Raw genomic sequence first — 24,171 nt, 5'->3', positions numbered from 1 at the left:
CGCGACTGCGGCGAAGGTCGCGCGCCGTGGGCCTGTAGGGCGTCTTCGCGTATTGCGTGCCAAGGGTGCTCTCCTGCGCTTGAGGCGTTCCGGGCATGAAAATCCCCTCGTCCCATACGTGCGCCGGCGCCGGAGCGTTCAGCCGACCCGAGAATTCTTCGAGAACTCTCAGAAAGCCCTCACAGCCGTGCCCCGCCGGACTCGTCCCGTCCGGCGGGGCACTGCACACGAAGCGGCAGGTCAGCGGAAGTTCACATCACTGCACAGGAAGTAGGTCTGGTCCATGTGCGACGCCTGCCAGATCGTGTAGACGACGTGTCGGCCGCTCAGTCCCGAAGTGCTCACGGGGATCTCGTAGTTCTGGCTGGGCCCGTACCTGCCGGTGCGGGTGACGAGCCGGAGGTCGTTCCAGGTCAGCGGCTGGGTGGCGGGGTTGAAGCCCTGCCGTGTGACGTACACCAGGAAGTAGTCGGCGCCGTGGCTGGCCTGGTCGTAGAGCTTCACGGTGAAATTCGCGCCGATGTCCGTCGTCTTCCAGGCGCCGACCGTGTCGAGGGAGTTGTACCGGCCGCCCTCGGTACGGCCGCCGCTGCAGAGCTGGCCGTTGGGGATCACGGCCTGGAAGTTGCCGCCCGAGCCGTTGCGGTACAGGCCGTTCCAGTTCCACATGGCGTTCGCGTCGCTCCGCCACGCCTGCCAGCACATGGGGTCCTGCTGGGCCATGGCGGGATTGAGATGGTCGTTGCCCCAGCGCAGCCAGCAGCCGTAGTTGCGGGATGCCGGGTCGACGACCGAGCCGTGGGCGACGGCCGTGCCGCTCCAGGGGATCAGGCTGAGCAGCGCGGCGACCAGCACGCTCAGGGCGAGCGTCAGACGGGACCGGAGCGTACGGGACCTGACCGGATGGGGCTCATTACAAGCATGACCATGACCATTCATGATCTCCTCTTTCGGATGTGGGGGTCGCGGTGCTTGCGGTGTGCCGTGCGTGGGGAGGACGGGACGGCGTGGGAGCGCTCCCGCACTTCCACGCTGCGCCCTGCGGCACGGGTCGGCAACGCACGATTGCGCCACTTCCGTCGTTCCGGCACGGCCGGCCGAGTTCCGCTTAAGGGCCCGGGCCGGGGTTACCCGGCTCTCATGGTGAAGCTGCACATTCCTGGACGAAAAGAACACGACGCGACGGAGACCCCGTCTGCGGAGCCGTCGGAGAGCACTCGGCCGGCGTCCGGGACGGCCGGTCCGGGGCCCGAAGTGGAGCGTGCGGCGCCCGACACGCCGAGTGAGCTGCCCCGGACGTCGTGGGGTGCGGTGCTGAAGGGGAGCGTGCGGGAGTTCAAGAAGGACGAGCTGACGGACCGGGCGGCGGCGCTGACGTACTACGCGGTGCTGGCGCTGTTCCCGGCGCTGCTGGTCCTGGTGTCGCTGCTGGGCATCACCGGGAAGTCGACCACGGACAAGGTGCTCGAGAACATCCAGCAGCTCGCGCCCGGCTCGGTGCGGGACATCCTCACCCAGGCCGTCGAGCAGTTGCAGGGCAACGCCGGCATCGGCTCGGTGGTGGCGATCGTCGGTCTCGTCCTGGCGGTGTGGTCGGCCTCCGGGTATGTGGGGGCGTTCATCCGCGCCGCCAACGCCGTCTACGACATGCCCGAGGGGCGGCCGGTGTGGAAGCTGCTGCCGGTGCGGGTGGGTGTCACGGTCGTGCTGATGGTGCTGGCCACGTTCAGCGCGCTGATCGTGGTGTTCACCGGCGGGTTCGCCCGTGAGGCCGGAGCGACGCTCGGGATCGGCGACACCGCGCTGACGGTCTGGTCGATCGCGAAGTGGCCCGTGCTCGTCGTCCTGGTCACGATCATGATCGCGATCCTCTACTGGGCGACCCCGAACGCCAAGGTGAAGGGGTTCCGCTGGATCACTCCGGGCAGTGTGCTGGCCCTGCTGATCTGGCTGGCCGCGTCGGCGGGCTTCGCCGTGTACGTGGCCAACTTCGCCTCGTACAACAAGACCTACGGCACGATGGCCGGTGTCATCGTCTTCCTGGTGTGGCTGTGGATCACGAACCTGGCGATCCTGCTGGGCCTGGAGTTCGACGCGGAGACGGTACGGCAGCGGGCCGTCGCCGGTGGGCATCCGCCCGAGGACGAGCCGTACACCCAGCCGCGCGACACCCGGGCCTGGGACGAGGAGGACCGGCGCCGCGTCGAAGACGGCTAGGGCCGGTCAGCCCATGAGTCCGGCGGCGACCGTGGCGCCCAGTTCCCAGCACCTCTCGATGTCGCCCTTGTCGGGCTCGCCGGTCACGGTGACGGCCTCGGCGGTGCGACGCCAGCCGAGGCCCGTCGTGATGGACTCGATGCCGCGCACCGCTCCGGTCACGTCGTTCCCGCCGTGCACGTAGAAGCCGAAGGGGCGGCCGCGCGTCGCGTCCAGGCACGGGTAATAGACCTGGTCGAAGAAGTGCTTGAGGGCGCCCGACATGTAGCCGAGGTTGGCGGGGGTGCCGAGGAGGTAGCCGTCGGCGGCGAGGACGTCGGAGGCGGTGGCGGACAGCGCCGGCAGGCGTTCGACCCGGACGTCCTCGATCTCGGGGTCGCTCGCCCCGGAGACGACGGCTTCGAACATCGCCTGGCAGTTGGGCGAGGGCGTGTGATGGACGATCAGCAAGGTGGCCACGGCATCCGACCTTACAAGTCGTGAAGAGCAGGAGTGGCCGGCGCGAGATCCGGTACCCGTCCCCCGCTCTCCGTAAGAGAAAGGGAGGTACCGCCTTGTCACAGGTAGAGGAATCCATCGAGGTCCACGTCCCGGTGCACACGGCCTACAACCAGTGGACCCAGTTCGAGGACTTTCCGCAGTTCATGGAAGGCGTGGAGCGCATCGAGCAGCGCACCGACACGCTGACGCACTGGGTGACGAAGGTCGGCGGCCAGGAGCGGGAGTTCGACGCGGAGATCACCGAGCAGGTTCCCGACGAGCGCGTCGCCTGGACGACGGTGGGCGGAGAGGCCCGGCAGGCCGGGGTGGTGACGTTCCACCGCATCCAGGACGACACGACCAAGGTCATGCTGCAGTTGGAGTTCGACCCCGTGGGGCTGACCGAGACCGTGGGCGACAAGCTCGGGTTCGTCAAGCGGCAGGTCTCGGGCGACCTGCGGCGGTTCAAGCAGTTCATGGAGGCCCGCGGTTCGGAGACGGGCGCCTGGCGCGGCGCGGTCTGAGCCTGCGACAGAGGGCGGCCGTCACCACGTTCCAGGGTGGCGGCCGCTCTCAGCCGTGCGTGCTCGCCCGCTACGCCACCACAGGCCGGGCGATCCCGCTCTGCAGCAGTTCGCGGGCCTGCTGGGTCAGATCGCCCAGGCGCAGGGCGAGGCGGGTCACGGCCTCGTAGAGCAGGTGGACGGCCCGGAGGTGTTCCAGGCGCGGGGCCAGGGCCGAGAGGGCGATGGCCAGGGCCACGCCCGCCCAGGCCACGGGGCCGAGCGGGGTGCAGCCGAAGAAGTGGCTGACGCCGGGGGTCTGGACGAGGGCGGCGAGGACGGCGGCCGAGCCGAGGGCCGTCACCCACACCAGCGGGCTGCGGCGGCGGCCGGAGAGGGTCTGCACGAGCTGGGCGCCGACCACGCCGCACAGGGCCATGGTGGTGGACCGGCGTTCGGTGCCCGGGGTGAGGCGGCCGATGAGGTAGGCCGTGACCGCACCGAGGCAGGTGGTGATGCCCCGGCGCCGGATGGAGCGCAGCAGCGGGGCGCCGAGGACGTTGAGGCCCATCGGGCCGGTCGCGGCGTGCTCCGCCGTCGAGGGGTCGTCGCTCGGCGTGACCGCCACCGCCATGGCCGGGAACATGTCGGTGAGCAGGTTGACCAGCAGGAGCTGACGTGTCGACAGGGGGGAGGCGCCCGCGAGCAGGGTGCCGAGGACGCTGAAGCCGACCTCGCCGGCGTTGCCGCCGATGAGGATGCTCACCGCGTCGGCGACGCTGCGCCACAGGGCACGGCCCTCGGCGACCGCGTCGACGAGGACGGACAGGTCGCCGGTGGTGAGCACGAGGTCGGCGGCGTTGCGGGCGGCCGCGGAGCCGCGGGACTCGACACCGACCCCGACATCGGCGGCGCGGATCGCGGCGGCGTCGTTGGCGCCGTCGCCGGCCATCGCCACGACCCGTCCGGCCTGTTGCAGGGCCTCGACGACGTGCAGCTTCTGCTCGGGTGCGACCCGGGCGATGACGCCCGCGCCGCGCAGGACCCGGACGCGTTCGCGGCGTCCCATGGCGACGAGTTCGTCTCCGGTCACCGCCTCGGTCTCCTCCGGCCAGCCCAGTTGCAGGGCGATGGCGCGGGCGGTCTCGGGGTGGTCGCCGGTGAGCATGACGGGCAGGATGCCGGAGCGGCGGAGTTCCGCGAGCAGGGCGTGCGAGGTGTCGCGCGGGACGTCGGCGAGGGCGACGAAGCCGCTGAACTCCAGGTCCGCGAGCGGCGCGTCGAGTTCGGCGTCGTCGGCCCGGCAGGGGCGCCGGGCCACGGCCAGGACGCGCAGTCCCTGGCCCGCCAGTTCGTGGGCGGTGTCGCTCGCGTGGCCGGGCAGGTTCCGGCAGGCGGGCAGGATCGTCTCCGGGGCGCCCTTGACGACGAGGAGTTCACCGAAGTCCGGGTCGCCGTCGCGGCCGATCGCCGCGGCGTAGCCCCGCCGTGTCTCGAAGGGCAGCTCGCCGGTCGGGGTCCAGCCCTCGTCGGGCGGGGCGACGTCGAGGACGGCCTCGTCGGTGGCGTGCGCGACCCGGCGGCCCTGTCCCGTCTCCTCCTGCGGGCAGGCGCGCGCGGCCAGGCGCAGGACCGGCAGGGCCTGTTCGGTGCCGGTCTCCAGGACGGTGCCGTCGGCGGTGGCGACGCGGACCAGGCGCAGTCTGTTCTCGGTGAGGGTGCCGGTCTTGTCGAAGCAGACGGTGTCGACGCGCCCGAGCGCCTCCAGGGTGCGCGGGGTGCGGACCAGGACGCCTCGCCGGGACAGCCGCCGGGCGGCCGCCATCTGCGCGACCGTGGCGACGAGCGGGAGTCCTTCCGGTACGGCGGCGACAGCGACGGCGACACCGCCGCTGACGGCGCGTCGGACGGGGCTGCCGCGCAGCAGGGACAGTCCGGTCACGGCGGCGCCGCCCGTGAAGGTCACCGGCAGTGCCTTGCGGGTCAGCTCCTGCAGCCGGGCCTGGACGCCGGCGGGCGGCGGGGTGCGGGCGGCGAGGGAGACGGCGCGGCCCGCCTCGGTCTGCTCGCCGGTGTCGACGACGAGCGCGAGGGCGCGTCCGGCCACGACGGTCGTGCCCTCGAACACCATGCAGGCGCGCTGGGCCACCGGCAGTCCGGGGGTGGCGTCGACGGCCTTGGACACGGGCAGGGACTCGCCGGTGAGCGCCGACTCGTCGACCTCGAGACCGTCGACCTCCAGCAGCCGGGCGTCGGCGGGTACGACGTCGCCGGCGCCGAGGCTGATCTCGTCGCCGGGGCGCAGCCGGGCGGCGTCGACGGTGACGGTGCGCCGGTGGCCGTCCTGTCTGCGGGCCTTGGGCTGCTGCCTGGCGGCGAGCCGGGCCAGTGCCTGTTCGGCGCGCATCCGCTGGAGTCCGCCCGTCACGGCGTTGAGGTCCATGGCGCCCACGACGAGCATGGCGTCGACGAGGGAGCCGAGCAGCGCGGAGGCGACGGCGCCCGTGGCCAGGACGGGGGTGAGCGGATCGTCGAGTTCGCGGCGTACGGCGCCGGCCGCCTGCCAGGTCCAGCGGGCGGGCGTCACGGCCGGGTGGCGGACCAGGCGGCCGGCCTGCTGCCGGGAGCGGTCGGCGAGCAGGGCGAGTCCGCGGGGCTCGCCGTCGCGCCCGGCGCGTCCCAGCCGGTCGCGGGCCTCGTGGGGTTCCAGGGCGTGCCAGGGGATGTGCAGTCGTGGCGGGGGCGGGGTGGCCCGGGCCACTTGGATGCCCGCGAGCCAGCCGGTGAGCAGGGCGTTGGCGGCGGCGATGTTGACGGGGGCGTGGCGGGTCAGGGGCCACATGCCGAGCCGGCCCAGGCGCTGTCCGCCGCGGGCGACCAGGAGCCCCGACAGGGCGGCGCCCGCGCGGGCCAGTGTCTGGGACCGGCGTCCGACGCGCCGAGCCGCGGGGATCGCCGTGAGCAGCCGCCAGACGTCGGCGAGGCCTCCCGGGGCAAGCGCGTCGACGCCCCAGGAGACGGCGGCCCGTCCGTCGGTGAGGGCGATGGCCACGTCGCCGGCGGGCAGTCCGGCCGCCACGTGTCCGTCGCCGGACTCCGTGAGGCGGGCGACGGTCACCACCACGTGGCCGTCCTTCTGCAGGGCCCGGACGACGTCTCCGAACGGTTTCGCGCCCGGGGCGACCTCGTCGGCGAGCCGGGTGATGTCCTTGAGGTCGGAGCCGCCGGCGATCACGACGTGCAGTCCCGCCCTGCGAGCGGCGTCCAGGACGGCCTCGGCGAAGGGGTGGACCGGGTCGTCGGGCAGCCCGTCGGGGCCGTCCTCGGTGTCCTCCCGCCGGCTGCGCAGGGCGTCGGCGTGCAGGACCAGGGCGTCGGCGATCTCCAGTTGGCGCAGGCGCTCGCCGTTGCGCAGGAGGATGCCGGCGTGGGCGAGGAAGGTGCCGAGGGTCGCGCCGAAGGCGGCCGGTCCGTAGCGGGCCGCTTTCGGTGATCCGGCGAGGACCGCTTCGGCCGCGTCGCTCGCCCGGTGTGTGACGAGGAGGGTGGCGGCGGCACCGGCGACGCTGCCGGTGCTGGCGTGGGAGGCGTACTCCGCGGCGGGCGTCACCTTGAGCGGCGGCCGCGTGTCCGGCGGGCAGGGCAGGCTGGTGCGCCGTTCGTGGACGATGTCGTCGTGCAGTGCCTCGAAGGCCGCTGCCCGGGCCACGGCCTCCGTCAGCTGGGTACCGCGCAGGGCGCCGTCGAGCACGAGCGCCAGCGGGGTCTGGCCGGCGCTGTGTGCGGCGGCGTTGGCGGCGGCCAGGACGAGTTCCATGCCGGAGGTGCCGAACCGCTCCCGGAGCAGGGCCCTGAAACGGGGGTTCTCGCGCAGCAGGGTGACGGCCGCGGTGATGATGCGGGAGGTGGGCGGCAGGCGCAAGGACCGGCCCGCGAAGGCGCCTGCCGCGCCGGCGGCGTCCAGCAGGATCGCCGCCGCGCTGACGCGTACCTCGGTGGGGTCGCCGGGGTGGCTGGTGTCCCGCGTGTTCGGGTCGACGCCCTCGTCCAGGCCGAAGCGGGTGGCGAGTGCGGTGGCCCGCTCGGTGACCCGGTCGGTGGCGGCCTCCTCGGCCACGGTGATCACCATGCGGGACAGTCCCTCGTCCCAGTACGCCGTGAGGACGTCCGGGTGGTCGAGGAGTTCCCCGGCCAACTCGCGGGCGAGCGTGCCGGCCTCGCCGTCGGAGCGCCGCAGGGCGAGGTGGACGCGCTGTCCGGCCTTCCAGTGCTGTCCACCGGTCAGGGCGTTGCGCGCGACGTTGCGCACGCGCCGCGTGGTGTCGTAGACGGACGTCACGCCCTGGGCGGTGCCGCGGACGGCCCCTGCGGCCGCCCCGGCCACGGCCCCGACGAGCGGGGCGACGTCGAAGCGTGTGAGCATCTGCCGCCGTCCCGGCTCAGCCGGCTGAGCGGCTGTCGTGTCCGCGCGGGTGGGCGGGTCCCCGGTCCGGCTCCTCGCCGTGCGCGTCGTGGTGCGCGGTGGCCTCGGCGACCTGCTTCAGCGCGGAGGCGGTGGCGGTGTCGCCCACCTTGGCGGGCTGTTCGTGGACGTGCTGTTCGGTCCGGTCGTGCCGGTAGTGGGAGGCGGCGAGTCTGCCGCCGGGCCCGTACGCGGAGGTGTCCTGGTCGTCCGGCCCGTCCTGGGCGCCGGCGCCCTTGCGGCGTTCACCGGTCCGGGTGGTCCGCGTGCCGCCGTTCGGTGACGCGCCGTCCTGTTTCCCTGCGGGCCTGGGCCGGGTCAGCCAGGCGACGGCGGCGCCGGTCAACGCGACCGGCCACTCCACCACTCCGGCCACACCGAGCACACCGGCACCGGCGTAGACGGCCATCCGGCGCCCGCGCGGCGACACCGCGCCGACCTTGTCCAGGGCTCCTCCGGCCACCTTGCCCACCTGTTCCGCGCCCGGCAGATGCCTGAGTCCCGAGGCGACGGCCCGCAACGGCTGCGGAAGATCAGACGAACGTGATGTCTCCTGAGTCATGTCGACCTCCACAGGCGCGGGTTTTATCCGGCTTCAACCGGTTTTCCAGGTTCTCGCCCCATATTCCGTCGTCGGCGGTGTGAGCGCTTGTCTTGTTCGGCCGGAGCAGGGAGTCGCAGCCTTCCGTGTCGGCACGGGCGCGCTGGGTACTCAGAGCGGGCACGCGGGCCCTCGGGGCCAGGTGCGGCAGAGCGGAGTGTCCGGTTCGGCGAATGGAGTGGTCATGGCGGAGAACGGTGATGACGCGACGCTCGTCCGGCGGCCGGGGATCCCCGATCTCCGACTGGCGCCGGACCGGACCGAGCCCGCGCCGCCCCAGGATCCGCAGGCCGCTGAGCCGCCGCACGAACTGCCCCTGGACCGCAATCAGGCGATTCTGGAGGCGGCCAAGCAGGTCGGTTCCCTGCTGAAGCGGAAGGGGCATCTGTTCGCGCTGGCCGGGAGCGTGGCCGCGTACGCGCACGGAGGCGAGAAGAACCTCCAGCACGACGTCGACTTCGCCATCCGCCCCGAGGACGCCGAGGCGGTGGCGGTCACGCTCCGGGACGCGGGGCTGGTCGTCTACACGCCGCCGGAGGACTGGCTGATCAAGGCCACCTGTTTCGGCCAGCCGGTGGACATCATCTTCGAGCTGGCGGACCGGCCGGTCGGGGCGGAGATGCTGGAGCGCGCGGAGGAGATCTCGGTCGACTCGGTGCGCATGCCCGTGCTGGCCCCCACCGACCTGCTGTGGAGCCTGGCCGCCGCCTTCTCCGAGCACCACTGCGACTTCGGCGCCGCCCTGCCCATCGCGCGCGCTCTGCGGGAGAAGGTCGACTGGGAGCGGGTGCGGCGCGAGTGCGGGGACGCGCCCATGCCCGCCGCCTTCTTCTTCCTGCTGGAGCGCCTGAACGTCATCTGAAGGAGCACCCATGAGCACCCACGGTTCCCAGGACTCGGGCGGCGCGCCGCCGGCGCAGAACCTGGACTACCGCATCGCCCACCTCCAGGACCGCCTCGCCTCCGGCGAACTCGGTGAACTGGGCGTACGGGTCGAGGCCCGCGGCCGGACGGTGCTGCTCACCGGCACCGTGCCCTCGGCGCCCTGCCGCGAGGAGATCGTGCGCACCGCCCGCGAGGAACTCGCCGGGATCCCCGTGCACAGCGACCTCGTGGTCACCGAGGCGTCCTCCCCCGACCGTGCGGAGGAACTCTCATGATCCGCGTCGCAGCCGTCGGAGACATCCATATGGGGCCCGACAGCCAGGGTGTGCTCCGCCCCGCCTTCGAGACCCTGCCCGAGTGCGCCGACCTCCTGCTGCTGGCCGGGGACCTCACCCGGCACGGCACTCTTGAGGAAGCCCGGGTGGTGGCCCGCGAGATCCAGGGCCTCGGGGTCCCGGTGGTCGCCGTCCTCGGCAACCACGACCATCACGACGACAGGCCCGAGGAGGTCACGGCGGTACTCAGGGACGCCGGCGCCCATGTCCTCGAGGGCCGGGGGACGGTCCTGTCGTGCGGCGGAGCGCGTATCGGCGTGGCCGGGACCAAGGGGTTCGGCGGCGGGTTCGTCGGCCGCTGCGCCGGGGAGTTCGGCGAGCCGGTCATGAAGGAGTTCGTCAGGCACTCGCGGCGCTGTGCCGACGGTCTGCGGGCGTCCCTGGAGCGGCTCGGCGAGGAGGGCTGTGACGCGCGGATCGCCCTCACCCACTACTCCCCCGTCGCCGACACACTGGCCGGCGAGCCGCTGGAGATCCATCCGTTCCTGGGCAGCTATCTGCTGGCCGAGGCGATCGACACGGCCGGTGCCGATCTCGCGGTGCACGGGCACGCGCACGCCGGCACGGAACACGGCATGACGAGCGGCGGCGTACGGGTGCGCAATGTCGCCCAGCCGGTCATCGGGCGGGCGTTCCACGTGTACCACCTGCCGGTGCGTGACCACGCGGCCTCCGGGGCCGCCGCGCAAGCCGCCCATTAGCACTCCCCGCCCCTCACCCCTGATGCGCCGTCGGCTCACGCCGGCGGCGCTTTCCGTGTTCCGGGTTCCGTCGCAGGTGGCGTGAGGCGCCGTCCCCGTACCGCCTCTGGTGTGAACGCCCCGCAGGTCGCAACCGTTTTAGGCATTTTGTCTGCTTAGCATGCATGCTCCGCGCTCCCCACGTCGGCGATGCCCCACGCGTCCGTCCGGGGCGCCCTGCCCCGTACGAGAGGACATCAGATGGCGCTGACGGGCCGTCGGAATGCACCGTCCGAGCATGCCTTCTCCCCGCACGACGCCGTACTGCGCACCGCGGCGCCGCACGTCGCCCGCCGCCGCTTCCTGACCGTCACCGCGGCGGCGGCGATGCTCGCCTTCAGCACCAACCGGCCGGCCCGCGGCGCCACCGCCGCTCCGGAACTCGACGCCGCCCGGGTCTCCGACGACCCCTTCACCCTCGGCGTGGCCTCCGGCGATCCGCTGCCCGACTCGGTGCTGCTCTGGACCCGGCTGGCCCCCCAGCCGTTCACCGCGGACGGCGGCCTGGGCCAGGAACGGGTCGCCGTCTCCTGGGAAGTGGCCCTGGACGAGTGGTTCGCGCTCGTCGAGCAGCGGGGGGTCGCCACGGCCCATCCCGAGTACGCCCACAGCGTGCACGTCGACATCAAAGGCCTGAGGCCGGACCGCCACTACTACTACCGGTTCCGGGTGGGCGACTGGATCAGCCCCACGGGCCGGACCCGTACGGCACCGGCCGCGGGCAGCGCCACCGCCGGCATGCGGCTGGCCGCCGTGGCCTGCCAGGCCTACCAGGACGGCTACTACACCGCCCACCGGCATCTGGCCGAGGAGGACGTCGACGCGGTGTTCCACCTCGGCGACTACCTGTACGAGTACCCGGTGGACTCCGCCGGCGGGGCCCGCCGCTACAGCGACCGCAAGCTGCCCGACGTGTTCAACCGCGAGACGGTCACCCTCGCCGACTACCGGCTGCGCTACGCGCTCTACAAGAACGACCCGGACCTGCGCGCCGCGCACGCCCGCCACCCGTTCCTCGTCACCTGGGACGACCACGAGACGGAGAACAACTACGCGGGCGCCTTCGACGAGAACGGCACCTCCCCGGAGCAGTTCCTGGCACGACGCGCCGCCGCCTACCGGGCCTACTGGGAGAACCAGCCGCTGCGCGCCGAGCAATTGCCGCAGGGCCCCGACGCCCGGCTGTACCGCCGGCTGAACTGGGGGTCGCTCGTCCAGTTCGACCTTCTCGACACCCGCCAGTACCGCTCCGACCAGGCCTACGACGACCGGCCGCACGCGCCGGGCACCGAGTCGGACGACCCGGCCCGCACCCTGACCGGAGCCACGCAGGAACGCTGGCTGCTGGACGGCTGGCGGGACTCCTCCGCGCTGTGGCACGTGCTGCCCCAGCAGGTGTGCTTCTCACAGCGCAAGTTCGACGTGAGCGGGCCGGCCCGGGTCTCCATGGACGCCTGGGACGGCTACCGCGGCTCCCGCGACCGGGTCACGGCGGGCGCGAAGGCCGCCGGCATCGACAACTGGATGGTCCTCACCGGCGACGTCCACGTCGGGTACGCCTTCGACATCAAGGACGACTTCGACGACCCGAAGTCCAGGACGCTGGGCACGGAGTTCACCTGCACCTCCGTCTCCAGCGGCGGCAACGGGACCGAGAAGCCCGACAACTGGGACACCTACCTGCGGGCCAACCCCCACATGAAGTACTACGACGGCCGGCGCGGCTATGTCCGCGTCGAGCTGGACCGTGCGAAGGCCCAGGTCGACTTCCGGACCGTCCCGTCCATCACCCAGCCCGGGGGCACCGTCTCGACGACCGCGTCCTTCGTCACGGAGGTGGGTTCGCCCGGCCTGAAGACCGCGTGAGACGCCCGGTTCCCGCAGTACCGCACTTCCACCGCGATCGAAGGAGACACATCGCATGGTCCACAGACACGCCGTGACCGGCCGCCGGGCGGCCCTGGCCGCACTCGGCGCACTCGTCGCCACCGGGCTCCCCTCCGCCGTGGCGGCCGAACCCGCGCCCCCCGCGGGCCCGCTGCCCTCGGCCGCCCAGACCCTGGGCGCCGACCGGCCGTCGGCCCCGATGCTGCGCGCCCTGGAGCGCGACCTCGGGCTGACACCGGCCCAGGCGTCCCGGCGGCTGGTCAACGAGGCGGAGGCGGGCACCCGTGCGGGGCGGCTGCGCAACGCCCTGGGCACCCGCTTCGCGGGGGCCTGGCTGCGCGGCACGACGGCGCAGGAGCTGGTGGTGGCGACGACGAACACCGCGGACGTGCCCGCCATCAAGGCCCAGGGCGCCAAGGCCGCCGTCGTGAAGAAGACGCTCCGGGACCTCCAGGCGGCGAAGAAGAAGCTGGACGGGGCGGCGGCCCGTGCCAACACCGGCGACACGCCCCTGTGGTACGTCGACATCCCGGCGAACCGGGTCGCGGTGCAGGCCCGGAGCAAGGCCGCGGCCGCCGCGTTCGTCAAGGCCGCGGGCCTCGACGCCAAGAGCGTGGGCGTCACGGTGACGGCGGAGCGCCCGCGTCTGCTGGCGGACCTCACCGGCGGCGACCCCTACTACATCAACGGCAGCGCCCGCTGCTCCATCGGGTTCTCCGTCACCAAGGGCCAGCAGCAGGGCTTCGCCTCGGTGGGCCACTGCGGCAAGAAGGGCGATACGACGACCGGGTTCGACCAGGCGCAGCAGGGCACGTTCCAGGCCTCCACGTTCCCCGGCAAGGACATGTCGTGGGTGGCCGTCAACGACCAGTGGACGGCGACGGCGAACGTGAAGGCCGAGGGCGAGCAGAAGGTGCAGGTCACCGGCTCGGTGCAGGCGCTCGTCGGGGCCGCCGTCTGCCGCTCCGGCTCCACCAGCGGGTGGCACTGCGGCAAGGTCGAGCAGCACGACGCCAGTGTCAGCTACGCCGAGGGCAGGGTGGACGGGCTGACCCGGACGACGGTGTGCGCCGAGCCGGGCGACTCCGGCGGGCCCTACGTCGCGGGCGTCCAGGCGCAGGGCGTGACCTCGGGTGGTACGGGCGACTGCAAGAGCGGGGGCACGACGTTCTTCCAGCCGATCAATCCGCTGCTCAGCGCCTTCGGCCTCACCCTGAAGACCGCCCCCGCCGCGGCGGCGGCACCGCAGGCCAACGTGGTGCAGACCTGGGCCGCCGGCCGTGTCTACGAGGCCGGGGCCACGGTGACCCACGGCGGGGTGCGCTACCGGTGCCTGCAGACCCACCAGGCGCAGGGCGTGTGGGTGCCCACCCGCACCCCGGCCCTGTGGCAGCGGGTGTGACGAGGAGTCAGTGCGGTCCGGCGCCGGCGCGGCACACGCCGTCGGTGCCGGGCCGGGCCCGCTGATCCTCCGTCAGCAGCCCGTACGCGGTGGCCAGGAACGGGTCGTGGCCCCGGAAGCGACGGGTGCACACCGCGGCCAGGGCCGTGCCGGTGTCGGGCCGGAAGCCCAGGAACGCCTGCTGGCCGAGGGTCGCGCCGCTGTGGAAGTACAGCGGTCCGCCGTCGGCCGGGTGACTGAACCAGGCGGTGGTGTGGACGTGCCGGTGCCCGATGCCCCGGCGGAGCACGGGCCGGCGCACCTCGTGCAGGGGCGCGGCCAGTCGGGGTGGTGCCCCGGCGGGGTCCAGATGGGCTTCGAGGAAGGTGAGCAGGTCGTGCGGGGTGGCCCGGACGGCACCCGCGGCCTGGAAGCCTCCGGCGTCGAAGGCGGGCACGGGTGACCGGCCGTCCGTGCCGTGTCCGAGTGCGTCGAGTCCGGAGCCGTCCGCGCGCAGGGTCGTGCCGTCCAGGCCGAGCGGGTGCAGGACCTGGCCGGTGAGCAGGTCCTCCCACGGTGTGCCGGTCGCGGCGGCGAGTGCGTGTCCGAGGACGGCGACGCCGTAGTTGGAGTAGCGCCATCGGGTGCCGGGGCGGTGGCGCGGCCGGTGACGCAGGAAGGCGTCGACGACCCGGTCGGCCGGGAAACGGCCGTAGGGGTTGGTGTGCCAGGCGGGCAGGGCCCGCCGGAGGAAGCCGGGCGGCAGGGCGGGCAGTCCGGAGGTGTGGGTGATCAGATGGGCGAGCGTCACCGGGTGGGGACCGGTGGGCCGCCCCCCGTCCAGGAGGGCGACGGCCGGTTCACCGCCGGACAGCGGCCCGGTGTGGATCAGCCGGGCCAGCAGCAGTCCGGTGAACGTCTTGGCGGCCGAGCCGATCTCGTACCGCAGGTCCTCTCGGGGAATCGGCGGAGGCGGGGCGGTACCGCCGCTCAGGACGGTGCGGCGGCCGTGCCGCGAGAGGGCGAAGACGACGTCCGGGGCGTCGGCCGCGGCGACGGCGTCCGCGAGCCGCGCGCCGAGTGGCCCGTCCTCCTGGGGAGGATCCGCCGACCGGGCGCGCGAGGCGGGCCGGCCGGTCGTCATGAGGCGTGTGCCAGGCGGGACAGGGAGCGGGAGGTGGCCAGTACGGAGGCGTAGGCGGCGACCAGGGTCGGGTGGTAGACGATGTCGAACACCTCGTCGGGGGCGCCCTCGGGCATCGTCCGCAGGGCCGGCATGGCACCGTCGGGCTGCTGTGCGGCGGCGAAGCCCTCCCAGGCCCTCTCGTCCAGGGTGGGGCGGGGCAGGCAGGCGTCGACCACCAGCAGTTCGCCGAGCAGGTCCCAGCGCTCCAGGTCCAGCCAGTCGTCGATCCAGACGGGCAGCCAGGTCGCGAGGTAGTCGGCGGTGGCGGGCGGCAGGCCGTCCGGGTTCTCTCCCCAGTCGGTCAGATGGAAGACGTTGTGCGTGACGTCGTAGGCGATGTGCCCTTCCACCGTCCAGGGTTCGGGGGTGCGGGCCAGCCAGGTGGTGTCGCGCAGTTCGGCCTCCGCAGGGCGGGGCGGGAGGCCGAAGCGGCGCTGGAACGCGGAGAGTCCGAGCCGCCGGGTGGGGGTCGCCTCGAAGGACACCCAGCTCTCCAGCCGGTGGTTCAGGGCGGCGGCCCGCTCCACCTCCGGCTGGCTGTAGCCGAGTTCCTTGAAGGGCAGGTACACCTCGAACGGGATGGGGGAGATCGGCTCCGTGAGCTGCCCGCGCACCAGCATGCGACCGCCGTCCAGCGTCTCGCGCCAGGCGTGGTCGAGGAGTTGCCGGGCGAGCTGCGCCTGGCGCGATCCCGCGACGCCCTCTCGGAACAGCACCTTGCAGATCATGGCGAGTTCGCCGATGGGTTTGAAGCGCTCCAGGAAGCCGACCTCCGGGTCGACGTCGGGTTCCAGCTCGAATCCGTCGCGGTGGGCCCACAGCCATTCCAGGGCGCCTGCTCCGACGTTGTGGATCAGGCGGGTGTCGGTCATCCCAGCACTCCTTGTCCGCCGGGCGGGTGGTGCGCACCCGCCCGTGCTCCGTCCTCGAGGCGCCCTGTGGTCAGGGTTGCCGCGAAGGCGGCCATGAGGGTGGGGTGGTAGTGGGTGAGGAAGTCCGGGCCGCCGTCGTGGTCCGTTCCGCCTCCTTGCTCCGGGATCGCGCCGGAGGGGTGCTGAACCGCCGCGACCCGGGCCCAGGCGTCCTCGAGGACGGCGGGTTCGGGCAGCAGGGGCAGGCTCGCCGCCACGGCCAGCAGTTCGCAGCCGAGGTCCCACATCCCGGCGTCCAGACAGGTGTCGAGCCAGGGCGGCAGCCAGTCGGCCAGGTAGCCGGCGACGTCCGGTGGTACGCCCCCGGGCCCGGCGCGTCCCCAGTCGGTGAGGTGGAAGACCACGTGGGTGAGGGAGTAGCCGGAGGACTGTTCGAAGGTCCAGGGCTCGGGCAGACCGGCCAGCCAGGTGTGCCGCAGCGCCTGCGGCATTCCGTCGGAGGGCCGGATGCCGCTGCGGGTCTCGGCGTTCAGGACGCCGAGCCGCCGGGTGGGCTCCTGCTCGGTGAGCCGCCAGCCGCGGGTGCGGGCCACCGTGGCGGTGGCCGCCTCGTAGCCGGGGTGCCTGAGGCCCGCCGCGGCCATGGCGGCGTACACCTCCAACGGGTAGGTGGCGAAGGGCTCCAGCCGTTGCAGGCGCACGAACAGCTCGCCCCGGCCGGTCTGCTGCCAGGCGAAGGTCATGAGGTCGGCCGCGCACGCGTGGAGTGGATCGGGGGGCGCGGTGTGCCGGGACACGGTCGCGCACACCTGGGCCAGTTCGCCGAGCGGTTTCCAGCTGCGGTTCACCTGTCCGTCGGCGGCCAGCGCGTCCTCGCCCAGCGCGAACTCCTCGCGATGGGCGGACACCCACGCCAGCGCGTCCTCGGCCACCTGCCGCGGCCCCCGTACCTCCCTCACACGAACGCTCCCGTCCGGGTCAGCCGCGCGGCCCTCAACTGCAGTGCCACGAGCGGGTCCTGGCCGCCCATCAGCTCCACGAAGTCCAGGCCGTTGTCGAGCCCCAGCGTCTTCGGTACGCCGTCCAGGAGCGTCAGCCAGCGTCCGGCACCGGCCGCCTGCCGCCAGTCGCGGCGGCGTACGGCGCGCACGAAGCCGCGGGCGACGTCGACCGGCCGGTGCACGGCGGCGCGGGCGACCGCGCTGTCCTCGCCGGGCAGGGCGAGGGCGGCCAGCACCGCGAGCTGGTGGGTCAGGAGCTGCCAGCTCGCGCCCTCCAGCCAGGCGGCGTCGGGTTCTTCGCCGGGACCGCCTGCGTGGCCCGGGTCGAGCCGCAGCAGGGTGCGTCGCATGGCCCAGTGGCTCCACGCGACGGTGGGGGCGGCCTGGGCGCCGGGCGGGTAGGTCTCCACGGCCTTGTGAAATACGGCGAGTTCGTCGGGCGGGGGCGGGGTGTGCAGAAGGGTGCTCGGCAGCAACGCGTCTGCTCCCAGCACCCGTACGGCGGCGAGGGCGAGTCCCTCCGCTTCCGGGTCGACCGCCACGGGGGCGGCCGCACGCGCGTGGTCTCCGCTCCGAAGAGCGGAGACCACGCCGGAAGCGAGGTCCTGCACCGCGTCCTGCAAGAGAGACGAAGTGCCTGACTGCTTCATGGTTGCTCCTGTCGGTCCACTCAACCCTTCTTGGGGCGCGGGGTGGGCGGCGACAGGAGGAGACCGAATCCGCCCTTGAACAGCGCGAGCGCGGCGCACTCACGGCTGTCGCGGTAGATCCCGTCGGTTTCCGCCGGGTCGAGTGCCGCCTCGATGTCGGCACTGCGGATGCCCGTCAGTTCCTTGGTGACCTTCTCGGTGGAAGTCATTGCACCATCTCCTTGGGGAAGCGGATGCTTCTCCTCTAGTGCACCTGATGCGGACAAATCATGCCAACTTACCCATGAGTTTATTTCGATCACATATTCAACATCCGGCGCACACGTATCAGCCCTGCGGGGCGAACCGGGTGCGTGCCTTCGCCCCTGGCGGGGAACCCGGCGAGCGGCGTACCCCACCGACACCTGGAGAGGGCCATGAGTCTGTTGCGTGTGCTCGGCCGCCCCATGCTGGCCTCGATGTTCCTGACGGGAGGCCTGAGTTCCGTCCGTGCCCCGGAGGACGTCGCCCCGGTCGCCGAGCCTGTCGTACAACCGGTCACCGAACGCGTCTCGGCGTTGCCCGACCGCACCGAGCAGGTCGTGCGGCTGAGCGGCGCCGTGCAGGTCGTGGCGGGCCTGATGCTGGCCACAGGACGCATGCCGCGTCCGGCCGCGCTGGCCATCGCGGCCACCCTGGTACCCACGACGCTTGCGGCGCACCGCTTCTGGGAGGCGGAGGACCCCTCGGAACGGGCCGAGCAGCGCATCCACTTCTTCAAGAACATGTCCATGCTCGGCGGGCTGCTGATCGCCGCCGACGACACCGGTGCCCGCCCCTCGCTGCTGTGGCGTGGCACCCATGCCGCGCGGGGACTGCGGCACGACGCGGGGCTGGTGCGCCGTTCCGTCCGCGCCACCGCCCGCCCGGCGGCCGCGGCCGGGTGGGTCCGGGCCAAGCTCCCCGTCTGAGCCGTCGGCGGTGCCGGTCCGGGGCCGCGCGTTAGCCCGTCCGTGGCCGGGGGGACCCGGGGGCTGGAGGTGACGGAGATGGGACACGGAGGAAACATCATCGACGAGCTGGTGACCGATCACCGCGAAGTCGAGGAGATGTTCGGCAGGATCGAGGCGCTGCCGTCCGGTCACCAGGACCGCAAGGTGTACGCGGACCAGGTCACGATCGAGCTGGTGCGGCACTCGGTGGCCGAGGAGGCCTATCTGTATCCGGCCGTACGCGAGCACGTGGCGGGCGGGGACGCCCTCGCCGACCGGGAACTCGCCGACCACGCGACCGCCGAGCGCATCATGAAGGTCCTGGAGGGCTGCGACCCGGGCGACGCCGACTTCGACCGGCTGATGGGCATGCTGATGAGCGAGATCCGCGCCCACCTCGCGGACGAGGAGCGGGCCCTCTTCCCCGCACTGCGACAGGCCTGTCCGATGGACACGCTCAACGAACTGGGCGACAAGGTCCGCAAGGCGAAGAAGACCGCCCCGACCCGGCCCCACCCGGCTGCCCCCGACAAACCCCCGGCGAACAAACTCCTGGCTCCGGGCACGGGCATGGTCGACCGACTGCGCGACGCGCTGACCGGACGCGGCAAGTTCGACTAGGGCAGCGGCCCGCGCGCCGGGATACGCCGGGCGCGGCGAGCCCGGGTGGGTCAGTCGGCCATCGCCGCCATCGCGTCCTCGCGGAACCAGGCGATCGCCCGCCGTAGCCCTTCCTCGGCGCGTACCTGGGGTTCCCAGCCGAGCTTGTCGCGGGCCAGTGTGATGTCCGGGCAACGTACGGCCGGGTCGTCCACGGGGCGGGCGACGGGGCGGATCTCGGAGGAGGACCCGGTGAGTTCGACGATCAGGCGCGCCAGGTCGAGCATGCTGATCTCGGTCGGGCTGCCGATGTTGACGGGGCCGCGCATGTCGTGGGCGGCCGCCGCCAGGACGCCGCGCACGGTGTCGTCGACGTAGCACAGCGAGCGGGTCTGCCGGCCGTCGCCGGTCACGGTGAGGGGCTCGCCCGCCAGGGCCTGCCGTACGAAGGCCGGCACCACGCGTCCGTCCTCGCCGCGCATCCCGGGGCCGTAGGTGTTGAACAGCCGCACGACGCAGGTGTCGGTGCCGTGGGTCTCGGCGTAGGCGGTGGTCAGCGCCTCGCCGAAGCGTTTGGCCTCGCTGTAGACGCTGCGCGGGCCGACGGGGTTGACGTTGCCCCAGTAGCGCTCGTCCTGGGGGTGCTGAAGGGGGTCGCCGTAGACCTCGGAGGTCGAGGCCAGGACGAAACGGGCGTCGGCGGAGTGGGCGAGGTCCAGGGCGTTGCGGGTGCCGAGGCTGCCCGTCTCCAGGGTGTGCAGGGGCAGCCGCAGGTAGTCCGCCGGGGACGCCGGGGAGGCGAAGTGCAGGACGAGGTCGGGCCGCTGCTTGACCGGCAGTTCCTCCGTGACGTCGGCCTGCACCAGCGTGAAGCCGGGCCGTTCGAGCAGCGGGGAGATGTTCTCCGGCCTGCCGGTGCTGAAGTCGTCCACACAGGTGACGGCGGCACCCGCGTCCAGCAGGGCCGCGCACAGATGGGATCCGACGAACCCGGCACCGCCCGTGACGACGGCGTGTTCCCAGCTTGGTGAGAGGGCGGTGGTCATGTCGGTCTCTCCTCCGTCGGCGGCGTGGCCACGCTCAGCGTCCGCCGCCCGTGCGGGCGGGGCACGGCCGTGTACGGCAAAGAGGTGAGTGACGGAGGGTGAGGGCCGGGCCCGTCCGGGGCGCCGGGTCAGGCGATGGGTGTGCGGCCCGGAGGGAGGCGGTCCAGGAGTTGTGAGTGGTGCAGACCGGCCACCGGGGCGAGCAGATCGGGGTGGCGCAGCAGGGCGGCGGCGCTGCGGTCGCCGTCGTCGGGGGTGAGGAGGCGGCGGAACTCGGCCGGTGTGCCGGTGCTGTGGCTGCCCTCGGCGAGCGCGGCCACGGCCCGCCCGGCCAGCTCCGGGTCGGTGAGGAGGCAGGCCGCCCAGCTCGCGACGACCTCGTCCACCCAGGTGCGCCAGGCGTGCGCGTCGTCCTCGTCGTCGTGTGCGGCCGCGTCGGCGCCGGTGACCCAGTCGAGCCGCGCGGAGCCGCCGGGGCCCGCCAGGCCGAGCAGGGCGGCGTCCGTCCGCGTCGGGTACCTGAGCCACGCCGCGACCGTCACGGCCTGCCGGGCCTGCACCTCGCACAGGGCGGAGGCCAGCGCACCGCCGGAGGCGGGGTAGGCGCGGGTCAGCCACTGGGCGGTCGCCGCGATGACAGGAGAGAGATCTGCTTGCACTGCCGGGCCGTTTCGCAGGGGTGGGGGAAGTGAGGGATCCGCTCGAGAGACCGTAGCCGCCGCCGTGCGCGCCCGGGCGTGACAAGGACCTCGTCCGTGACGTGGCCTCGGCCACATCGCCGGGGCCCGGACGGGAGAGGCCCTGTGCCGTTTCACCAGGAAGGGGCCGGGCACCCGGCCCGCGTGCTCTTCCACGGTCCCGGTGAGTCCGGCGAACCCAGTGGTCCGGCCGCCCGGCGTACCCGATCCCGGTCGCCGCTGCGCACCCTGCGCTTCGACGGCTGGATCGCGGGGGTCGGAACGGCGTCCGGCGCCCGTGTGGTGCTCGGGCACTGGGCCGAATCGCCGTTCGGGCCGTTCAGCGATGTGATGGTCGAGGAGCCCGGCGGGCAGCGGCTGCTGCTGGCGCCCTCACGGGAGACGGCGGACTTCGTGGCCGGCACCTATGTCTTCGACGAGGTACGGGTCGTACCCGTCGGGGTGCGGGTCACCGACCGGCGGCACTGGGCCGTCTCGGCGCCGCCGCTCGACCTGCGCTTCAGCACCGGCCGCAGAGGCCTTCAGGGCGTCGCGCTGCGGGCGGTGCCGGGCCCGATCGCCACGAGTCCCGCGTGGATCACGCTGTGGGACCGGCCCGCCCGGCTGCTGCTGGGCGCGCGCACCCACGGCAGCGCCCGGACCGGCCGGCACCAGTGGTACGGCGCCCGGGACCTGCACCCCGTCACCTCGGCCACCGTCACCTACGAGGGCGAGAGCCTCGGCGCCCTCGCCCCGGTCGAGCCGCCCGTGCGGTTCGGGCCCGGCTCGACGCCCCGAAGACCCTGCCTCGTACGCGTCACCACGCGGGTGGCCGTGGCACAGGGCCGGAGCAGAACAGGAGCAGTGCCATGACGGAACAGCGAGCGGACCCGCCGGGCGCACCGGGTGCTCCGGCCACGGACATGTCCCTGCTGGGCATCTACCTCAACGACCATCTCGCCGGTGCCACCGCCGGGACCGCCCGAGTCCGCTATCTGCTGCGCTCGTGCGGTGATCCGGCGCTCGCCGACGCCCTGGCCCCGATCGCCGACGAGATCGCCGAGGACCGGGCGAGCCTGCTGCACATCATGCGGCGGCTGGATGTCCCGGTACGGCGCTACAAGGTCTACGCGGGCCGGGCGGCCGAGCAGATGGGGCGTCTGAAGAGCAACGGCAGCCTGGTACGGCGGTCCCCGCTGAGCACGCTGTGGGAGCTGGAGGCGCTGCGCCTCGGCGTGGACGGCAAGACCGCGGTCTGGCAGGCACTGCGCGCCCTGGCCGGCACGGACCGGCGCCTCGACGCACGGCACCTCGACGACCTCGTCGAACGGGCCCGTCGGCAGCACACCTCACTGGAGGAACTGCGCCGCAGACAGGTCGACGTCGCCTTCCGCGAGACCACCTGACGCGCGGGCCCCGGAAGTGCGGGCCGGCTTCACCAGAACCGGCTGCTGAGGGCGGGCTGATGCGTCAGATCCACGGCGTCGCGCAGCCGCAGGGCGACGCTGATGGTGGCGCGCAGCGCCGAGGGACGTACGGTCTGGGCCGTCTCGGTGGCCAGGACCAGCAGACAGGCCGCCGCCTGCTCGACGACCGACACGGGGAGGGTGAAGTCGCTGTCGGCCGCCCCGCGGAAGGCCTTCAGGGGGATCGCGGCTCCGTCGATGGCCCGTTGCGCGGCCTGCTCCAGGTGCTGGGCGGTCTGTTCGCACACGGGGGCGGGCAGGGCGATGGTGCGCTGGAACGGTGAAGTCGTCATGACCCGACTGCTCCCCCGGCCGCGGCCTGTTCTGTCGGTGGGCGACGGGATTTCACCGTCCCGCGTGACCGGTGCCTGGCGGATGTCCCGGACTCGGGACGCTGAGGGACTCCGCCGCGACCGTACGCTGGCCGGAGACCGACCGCGGATTCGAGGAGGACCACCCATGACCGCCCGTACGGACGCCGCCGCCCGGCTCACCGGACAGGTGGTCAGCGGCGAACGGCCCCTGTCCGGGGGCCTCGCGGAGGTCACCCTCGACGACGGGCGGGTGGTGGTCGTCAAGCGTGCCGACGATCCGGGGGCGACGCGGGCCGAGGCGGCCGGGCTGCGCTGGCTGGCCGGTGCCGGGACGGTGCGGGTACCGGGCGTGCACGGTCACGACGGGAGCTGGCTGGTCATCGACCGGGTTCCGCAGGGACGGGCGAGCCGGGAGGCGGCGGACCGGTTCGGTCGTGACCTGGCCGCTCTGCACGCCGCCGGGGCGCCCGCGTTCGGCGCGCCGCCGCCGGACGGGCCCGCCGACGCGTACATCGGCCTCGCCCCGATGCGCAACGAGCCGGACACCGACTGGCCGCGCTGGTACGCCGCGCACCGTGTCCTGCCGTATCTGCGGCGGGCCGTCGACCAGGGCACCGTGCGCCCCGGTGAGGCGGCCGTCGTGGAGCGGCTGTGCGAGCGCCTGCCCGGGCTGGCGGGGCCGGCCGAGCCGCCTGCCCGGCTGCACGGCGATCTGTGGAACGGCAACGTGCTGTGGGGGTCCGACGGGCAGGTGTGGCTGATCGACCCGGCAGCGCACGGCGGGCACCGCGAGACCGACCTGGCGATGCTGCGTCTCTTCGGCTGCCCCCACCTGGATGTCGTGCTGGAGGGCTACCGGGACGAGGCGCCGCTCGCCGACGGCTGGGCGGACCGGGTCGGCGTGCACCAGCTCTTCCCGCTGCTGGTGCACGCCGTGCTGTTCGGCCGGGGGTACGCGGAACAGGCCCTCGGGGTGGCCCGTAGCGCCCTGGCGGAGTGACCGGCCGGGGGTCACCACGTGCCGTGGGGCGGGCCGGGTGTCACACGTGCGGGCGGCGGCCCCTCTCCCGGCCAAGGCGCGGGGTGCGGTTGGCCAAGACCTGACCGGCCATGTCCGCGCATGCCCAGCGCGTTGCCCGGGCTTGGGAGAGGGATGGTCGGTGCGTGGGAAACGCGGAAGGGGCAGGGATGGGGACGGACCGGCACGACGAGAGGGCCACCGGCGTGGTGCCTGCCGCGCGGTTGCGGCACGTCCACTGGTTGGGAGGCGGCAGCGGTGCGGGCAAGTCGACGATCGCCCGTCGGCTCGCGGAGCGGCACGGCTGGCGTCTCTACCCGACGGACGATGTGATGCCGGAGCACGCGCGACGGACCACCGCCGGGGAAGCGCCGCTCCTGCACGCGTTCATGGCGATGGACATGGACGAGCGGTGGGTGAACCGGTCTCCCGAGACCATGCTCGAGACGTTCCACTGGTTCCGCGGGGAGGCCTTCGGGCTGATCGTCGAGGACCTGCTGCACATGCCGCGTGAGGTGCCTGTCCTGGTCGAGGGGTTCCGCCTGCTGCCGCACCTCGTACGGCCCCTGCTCACCGTGCCCGGGCAGGCCGTATGGCTCCTGCCCACACCGGAGTTCCGCCGGGCGGCGTTCCGCAACCGGGCCGCTCCGGGGGAAGGCTTCACGGCGAGGACGAGCGATCCGGAGCGGGCGAACCGCAATCTCGCCGCCCGGGACGACCTGTTCACGGAGCGCCTCCACGAGGAGACCGCGCGCCTCGGGCTGCCCGCCGTCACCGTCGGCCTCATGATGTCGGAAGACGACCTGGTCGAGCGGGTGAGCGGAGTACTCGGCCTCTGAGTTCCCTGAGCTCCCCGCGCGGCAATCCCGACAGTTGACC

Annotated in this window: 25 protein-coding genes; 13 read left to right on the top strand and 12 right to left on the bottom strand. The window is 73.2% G+C overall.

Going from position 1 to position 24,171, the window contains the following annotated elements; all coding sequences use genetic code 11:
- Positions 1 to 240: 240 nt before the first annotated feature.
- Positions 241 to 939, bottom strand: coding sequence for a lytic polysaccharide monooxygenase auxiliary activity family 9 protein (locus tag KJK29_RS38315; protein WP_215124029.1), 699 nt, complete (start codon positions 937 to 939; stop codon positions 241 to 243).
- Positions 940 to 1,140: 201 nt separating this feature from the next.
- Between KJK29_RS38315 and KJK29_RS38310 the strand changes: the two genes are divergently transcribed.
- Positions 1,141 to 2,217, top strand: coding sequence for a YihY/virulence factor BrkB family protein (locus tag KJK29_RS38310; protein ID WP_251058050.1), 1,077 nt, complete (start codon positions 1,141 to 1,143; stop codon positions 2,215 to 2,217).
- 6 nt (positions 2,218 to 2,223) lie between these two features.
- Here KJK29_RS38310 and KJK29_RS38305 read toward each other — a convergent pair whose 3' ends face one another.
- The gene (locus tag KJK29_RS38305; RefSeq protein WP_215124028.1) at positions 2,224 to 2,676 is read right to left on the bottom strand and encodes a flavodoxin family protein; all 453 of its coding nucleotides are present in this window, start codon (positions 2,674 to 2,676) and stop codon (positions 2,224 to 2,226) included.
- A gap of 95 nt (positions 2,677 to 2,771) precedes the next feature.
- On the opposite strand from KJK29_RS38305, the gene KJK29_RS38300 reads away from it, so the two are divergent.
- Positions 2,772 to 3,221 carry an SRPBCC family protein gene (locus tag KJK29_RS38300; protein ID WP_215124027.1) on the top strand — a complete coding sequence of 150 codons (450 nt, stop codon included), beginning with the start codon at positions 2,772 to 2,774 and terminating at the stop codon, positions 3,219 to 3,221.
- A gap of 70 nt (positions 3,222 to 3,291) precedes the next feature.
- On the opposite strand, the gene KJK29_RS38295 is transcribed toward KJK29_RS38300, so the two are convergent.
- Entirely contained in the window at positions 3,292 to 7,623 is a 4,332-nt protein-coding gene (locus KJK29_RS38295) for a cation-translocating P-type ATPase (RefSeq protein ID WP_215124026.1), read from the bottom strand.
- A 16-nt stretch (positions 7,624 to 7,639) separates the two neighbouring features.
- Positions 7,640 to 8,224: a hypothetical protein gene (locus KJK29_RS38290; protein ID WP_215124025.1), complete on the bottom strand. Its 585-nt coding sequence runs from the start codon at positions 8,222 to 8,224 to the stop codon at positions 7,640 to 7,642.
- A 223-nt stretch (positions 8,225 to 8,447) separates the two neighbouring features.
- Between KJK29_RS38290 and KJK29_RS38285 the strand changes: the two genes are divergently transcribed.
- From KJK29_RS38285 to KJK29_RS38265, 5 genes are all read left to right on the top strand, one after another.
- Entirely contained in the window at positions 8,448 to 9,125 is a 678-nt protein-coding gene (locus KJK29_RS38285; RefSeq protein ID WP_215124024.1) for a nucleotidyltransferase family protein, read from the top strand.
- A gap of 10 nt (positions 9,126 to 9,135) precedes the next feature.
- Positions 9,136 to 9,423 carry a BON domain-containing protein gene (locus tag KJK29_RS38280; RefSeq protein WP_215124023.1) on the top strand — a complete coding sequence of 96 codons (288 nt, stop codon included), beginning with the start codon at positions 9,136 to 9,138 and terminating at the stop codon, positions 9,421 to 9,423.
- Positions 9,420 to 10,184, top strand: a complete 765-nt coding sequence (locus KJK29_RS38275; protein WP_215124022.1) for a metallophosphoesterase family protein — start codon at positions 9,420 to 9,422, stop codon at positions 10,182 to 10,184. Before KJK29_RS38280 ends, KJK29_RS38275 begins: the two co-directional genes overlap by 4 nt.
- Positions 10,185 to 10,424: 240 nt before the next feature.
- Positions 10,425 to 12,089 (top strand): alkaline phosphatase D family protein, encoded by a 1,665-nt coding sequence (locus tag KJK29_RS38270; protein WP_215124021.1) that lies wholly within the window; start codon positions 10,425 to 10,427, stop codon positions 12,087 to 12,089.
- Positions 12,090 to 12,144: 55 nt separating this feature from the next.
- On the top strand, positions 12,145 to 13,512 hold the full coding sequence (locus KJK29_RS38265) for a carbohydrate-binding protein (RefSeq protein WP_215124020.1): 1,368 nt from the start codon (positions 12,145 to 12,147) through the stop codon (positions 13,510 to 13,512).
- Positions 13,513 to 13,519: 7 nt separating this feature from the next.
- Here the strand turns inward: KJK29_RS38265 and KJK29_RS38260 are convergent, their stop codons facing one another.
- From KJK29_RS38260 to KJK29_RS38240, 5 genes are read right to left on the bottom strand one after another with little or no spacing between them, the layout of a single operon-like run.
- Positions 13,520 to 14,635, bottom strand: a complete 1,116-nt coding sequence (locus tag KJK29_RS38260; RefSeq protein ID WP_215124019.1) for a serine hydrolase domain-containing protein — start codon at positions 14,633 to 14,635, stop codon at positions 13,520 to 13,522.
- On the bottom strand, positions 14,632 to 15,549 hold the full coding sequence (locus tag KJK29_RS38255; RefSeq protein ID WP_215124018.1) for a DUF6895 family protein: 918 nt from the start codon (positions 15,547 to 15,549) through the stop codon (positions 14,632 to 14,634). The genes KJK29_RS38260 and KJK29_RS38255 overlap by 4 nt, the downstream gene beginning before the upstream one ends.
- A complete protein-coding gene (locus KJK29_RS38250) occupies positions 15,546 to 16,508 on the bottom strand; it encodes a DUF6895 family protein (RefSeq protein WP_215124017.1) in 963 nt (320 codons plus the stop codon). The genes KJK29_RS38255 and KJK29_RS38250 overlap by 4 nt, the downstream gene beginning before the upstream one ends.
- On the bottom strand, positions 16,505 to 17,200 hold the full coding sequence (locus KJK29_RS38245; RefSeq protein WP_215124016.1) for a hypothetical protein: 696 nt from the start codon (positions 17,198 to 17,200) through the stop codon (positions 16,505 to 16,507). Before KJK29_RS38245 ends, KJK29_RS38250 begins: the two co-directional genes overlap by 4 nt.
- 20 nt (positions 17,201 to 17,220) lie before the next feature.
- Positions 17,221 to 17,409, bottom strand: coding sequence for a hypothetical protein (locus tag KJK29_RS38240; protein WP_215124015.1), 189 nt, complete (start codon positions 17,407 to 17,409; stop codon positions 17,221 to 17,223).
- Positions 17,410 to 17,616: 207 nt separating this feature from the next.
- Between KJK29_RS38240 and KJK29_RS38235 the strand changes: the two genes are divergently transcribed.
- Complete coding sequence (locus tag KJK29_RS38235; protein WP_215124014.1) at positions 17,617 to 18,150, top strand: DoxX family protein; 534 nt, start codon at positions 17,617 to 17,619, stop codon at positions 18,148 to 18,150.
- Between the two features lie 78 nt (positions 18,151 to 18,228).
- Positions 18,229 to 18,792: a hemerythrin domain-containing protein gene (locus KJK29_RS38230; RefSeq protein WP_215124013.1), complete on the top strand. Its 564-nt coding sequence runs from the start codon at positions 18,229 to 18,231 to the stop codon at positions 18,790 to 18,792.
- Between the two features lie 50 nt (positions 18,793 to 18,842).
- Here the strand turns inward: KJK29_RS38230 and KJK29_RS38225 are convergent, their stop codons facing one another.
- Together KJK29_RS38225 and KJK29_RS38220 are read right to left on the bottom strand one after the other, a co-directional pair.
- A complete protein-coding gene (locus KJK29_RS38225; RefSeq protein ID WP_215124012.1) occupies positions 18,843 to 19,817 on the bottom strand; it encodes an NAD-dependent epimerase/dehydratase family protein in 975 nt (324 codons plus the stop codon).
- 128 nt (positions 19,818 to 19,945) lie between these two features.
- Positions 19,946 to 20,476, bottom strand: a complete 531-nt coding sequence (locus KJK29_RS38220; RefSeq protein WP_215124011.1) for a hypothetical protein — start codon at positions 20,474 to 20,476, stop codon at positions 19,946 to 19,948.
- Positions 20,477 to 20,734: 258 nt separating this feature from the next.
- On the opposite strand from KJK29_RS38220, the gene KJK29_RS38215 reads away from it, so the two are divergent.
- Positions 20,735 to 21,367 (top strand): hypothetical protein, encoded by a 633-nt coding sequence (locus KJK29_RS38215; protein ID WP_215124608.1) that lies wholly within the window; start codon positions 20,735 to 20,737, stop codon positions 21,365 to 21,367.
- Positions 21,364 to 21,900, top strand: a complete 537-nt coding sequence (locus KJK29_RS38210) for a hypothetical protein (protein ID WP_215124010.1) — start codon at positions 21,364 to 21,366, stop codon at positions 21,898 to 21,900. Before KJK29_RS38215 ends, KJK29_RS38210 begins: the two co-directional genes overlap by 4 nt.
- A 29-nt stretch (positions 21,901 to 21,929) precedes the next feature.
- Here the strand turns inward: KJK29_RS38210 and KJK29_RS38205 are convergent, their stop codons facing one another.
- Positions 21,930 to 22,253, bottom strand: a complete 324-nt coding sequence (locus KJK29_RS38205; RefSeq protein WP_215124009.1) for a hypothetical protein — start codon at positions 22,251 to 22,253, stop codon at positions 21,930 to 21,932.
- A 166-nt stretch (positions 22,254 to 22,419) separates the two neighbouring features.
- On the opposite strand from KJK29_RS38205, the gene KJK29_RS38200 reads away from it, so the two are divergent.
- Both KJK29_RS38200 and KJK29_RS38195 read left to right on the top strand, forming a co-directional pair.
- Positions 22,420 to 23,274 carry a fructosamine kinase family protein gene (locus KJK29_RS38200; protein WP_215124008.1) on the top strand — a complete coding sequence of 285 codons (855 nt, stop codon included), beginning with the start codon at positions 22,420 to 22,422 and terminating at the stop codon, positions 23,272 to 23,274.
- A gap of 188 nt (positions 23,275 to 23,462) precedes the next feature.
- A complete protein-coding gene (locus KJK29_RS38195; RefSeq protein WP_215124007.1) occupies positions 23,463 to 24,131 on the top strand; it encodes a hypothetical protein in 669 nt (222 codons plus the stop codon).
- Positions 24,132 to 24,171 lie beyond the last annotated feature (40 nt).

The organism is Streptomyces koelreuteriae (assembly GCF_018604545.1).
In the GTDB taxonomy this organism is placed as follows: domain Bacteria; phylum Actinomycetota; class Actinomycetes; order Streptomycetales; family Streptomycetaceae; genus Streptomyces; species Streptomyces koelreuteriae.
The sequence above is the reverse complement of the archived record's forward strand: the minus strand, read 5'-3'. Positions and strand labels throughout refer to the sequence as shown.

Bases quoted from the DNA above. Each gene is read 5' to 3' on its own strand.
- KJK29_RS38315 (WP_215124029.1), bottom strand. From the start codon at position 939: ATGAATGGTCATGGTCATGCTTGTAATGAGCCCCATCCGGTCAGGTCC.
- KJK29_RS38310 (WP_251058050.1), top strand. From the start codon at position 1,141: ATGGTGAAGCTGCACATTCCTGGACGAAAAGAACACGACGCGACGGAG.
- KJK29_RS38295 (WP_215124026.1), bottom strand. From the start codon at position 7,623: ATGCTCACACGCTTCGACGTCGCCCCGCTCGTCGGGGCCGTGGCCGGG.
- KJK29_RS38290 (WP_215124025.1), bottom strand. From the start codon at position 8,224: ATGACTCAGGAGACATCACGTTCGTCTGATCTTCCGCAGCCGTTGCGG.
- KJK29_RS38285 (WP_215124024.1), top strand. From the start codon at position 8,448: ATGGCGGAGAACGGTGATGACGCGACGCTCGTCCGGCGGCCGGGGATC.
- KJK29_RS38280 (WP_215124023.1), top strand. From the start codon at position 9,136: ATGAGCACCCACGGTTCCCAGGACTCGGGCGGCGCGCCGCCGGCGCAG.
- KJK29_RS38275 (WP_215124022.1), top strand. From the start codon at position 9,420: ATGATCCGCGTCGCAGCCGTCGGAGACATCCATATGGGGCCCGACAGC.
- KJK29_RS38270 (WP_215124021.1), top strand. From the start codon at position 10,425: ATGGCGCTGACGGGCCGTCGGAATGCACCGTCCGAGCATGCCTTCTCC.
- KJK29_RS38265 (WP_215124020.1), top strand. From the start codon at position 12,145: ATGGTCCACAGACACGCCGTGACCGGCCGCCGGGCGGCCCTGGCCGCA.
- KJK29_RS38260 (WP_215124019.1), bottom strand. From the start codon at position 14,635: ATGACGACCGGCCGGCCCGCCTCGCGCGCCCGGTCGGCGGATCCTCCC.
- KJK29_RS38255 (WP_215124018.1), bottom strand. From the start codon at position 15,549: ATGACCGACACCCGCCTGATCCACAACGTCGGAGCAGGCGCCCTGGAA.
- KJK29_RS38245 (WP_215124016.1), bottom strand. From the start codon at position 17,200: ATGAAGCAGTCAGGCACTTCGTCTCTCTTGCAGGACGCGGTGCAGGAC.
- KJK29_RS38240 (WP_215124015.1), bottom strand. From the start codon at position 17,409: ATGACTTCCACCGAGAAGGTCACCAAGGAACTGACGGGCATCCGCAGT.
- KJK29_RS38235 (WP_215124014.1), top strand. From the start codon at position 17,617: ATGAGTCTGTTGCGTGTGCTCGGCCGCCCCATGCTGGCCTCGATGTTC.
- KJK29_RS38230 (WP_215124013.1), top strand. From the start codon at position 18,229: ATGGGACACGGAGGAAACATCATCGACGAGCTGGTGACCGATCACCGC.
- KJK29_RS38225 (WP_215124012.1), bottom strand. From the start codon at position 19,817: ATGACCACCGCCCTCTCACCAAGCTGGGAACACGCCGTCGTCACGGGC.
- KJK29_RS38210 (WP_215124010.1), top strand. From the start codon at position 21,364: ATGACGGAACAGCGAGCGGACCCGCCGGGCGCACCGGGTGCTCCGGCC.
- KJK29_RS38205 (WP_215124009.1), bottom strand. From the start codon at position 22,253: ATGACGACTTCACCGTTCCAGCGCACCATCGCCCTGCCCGCCCCCGTG.
- KJK29_RS38200 (WP_215124008.1), top strand. From the start codon at position 22,420: ATGACCGCCCGTACGGACGCCGCCGCCCGGCTCACCGGACAGGTGGTC.
- KJK29_RS38195 (WP_215124007.1), top strand. From the start codon at position 23,463: ATGGGGACGGACCGGCACGACGAGAGGGCCACCGGCGTGGTGCCTGCC.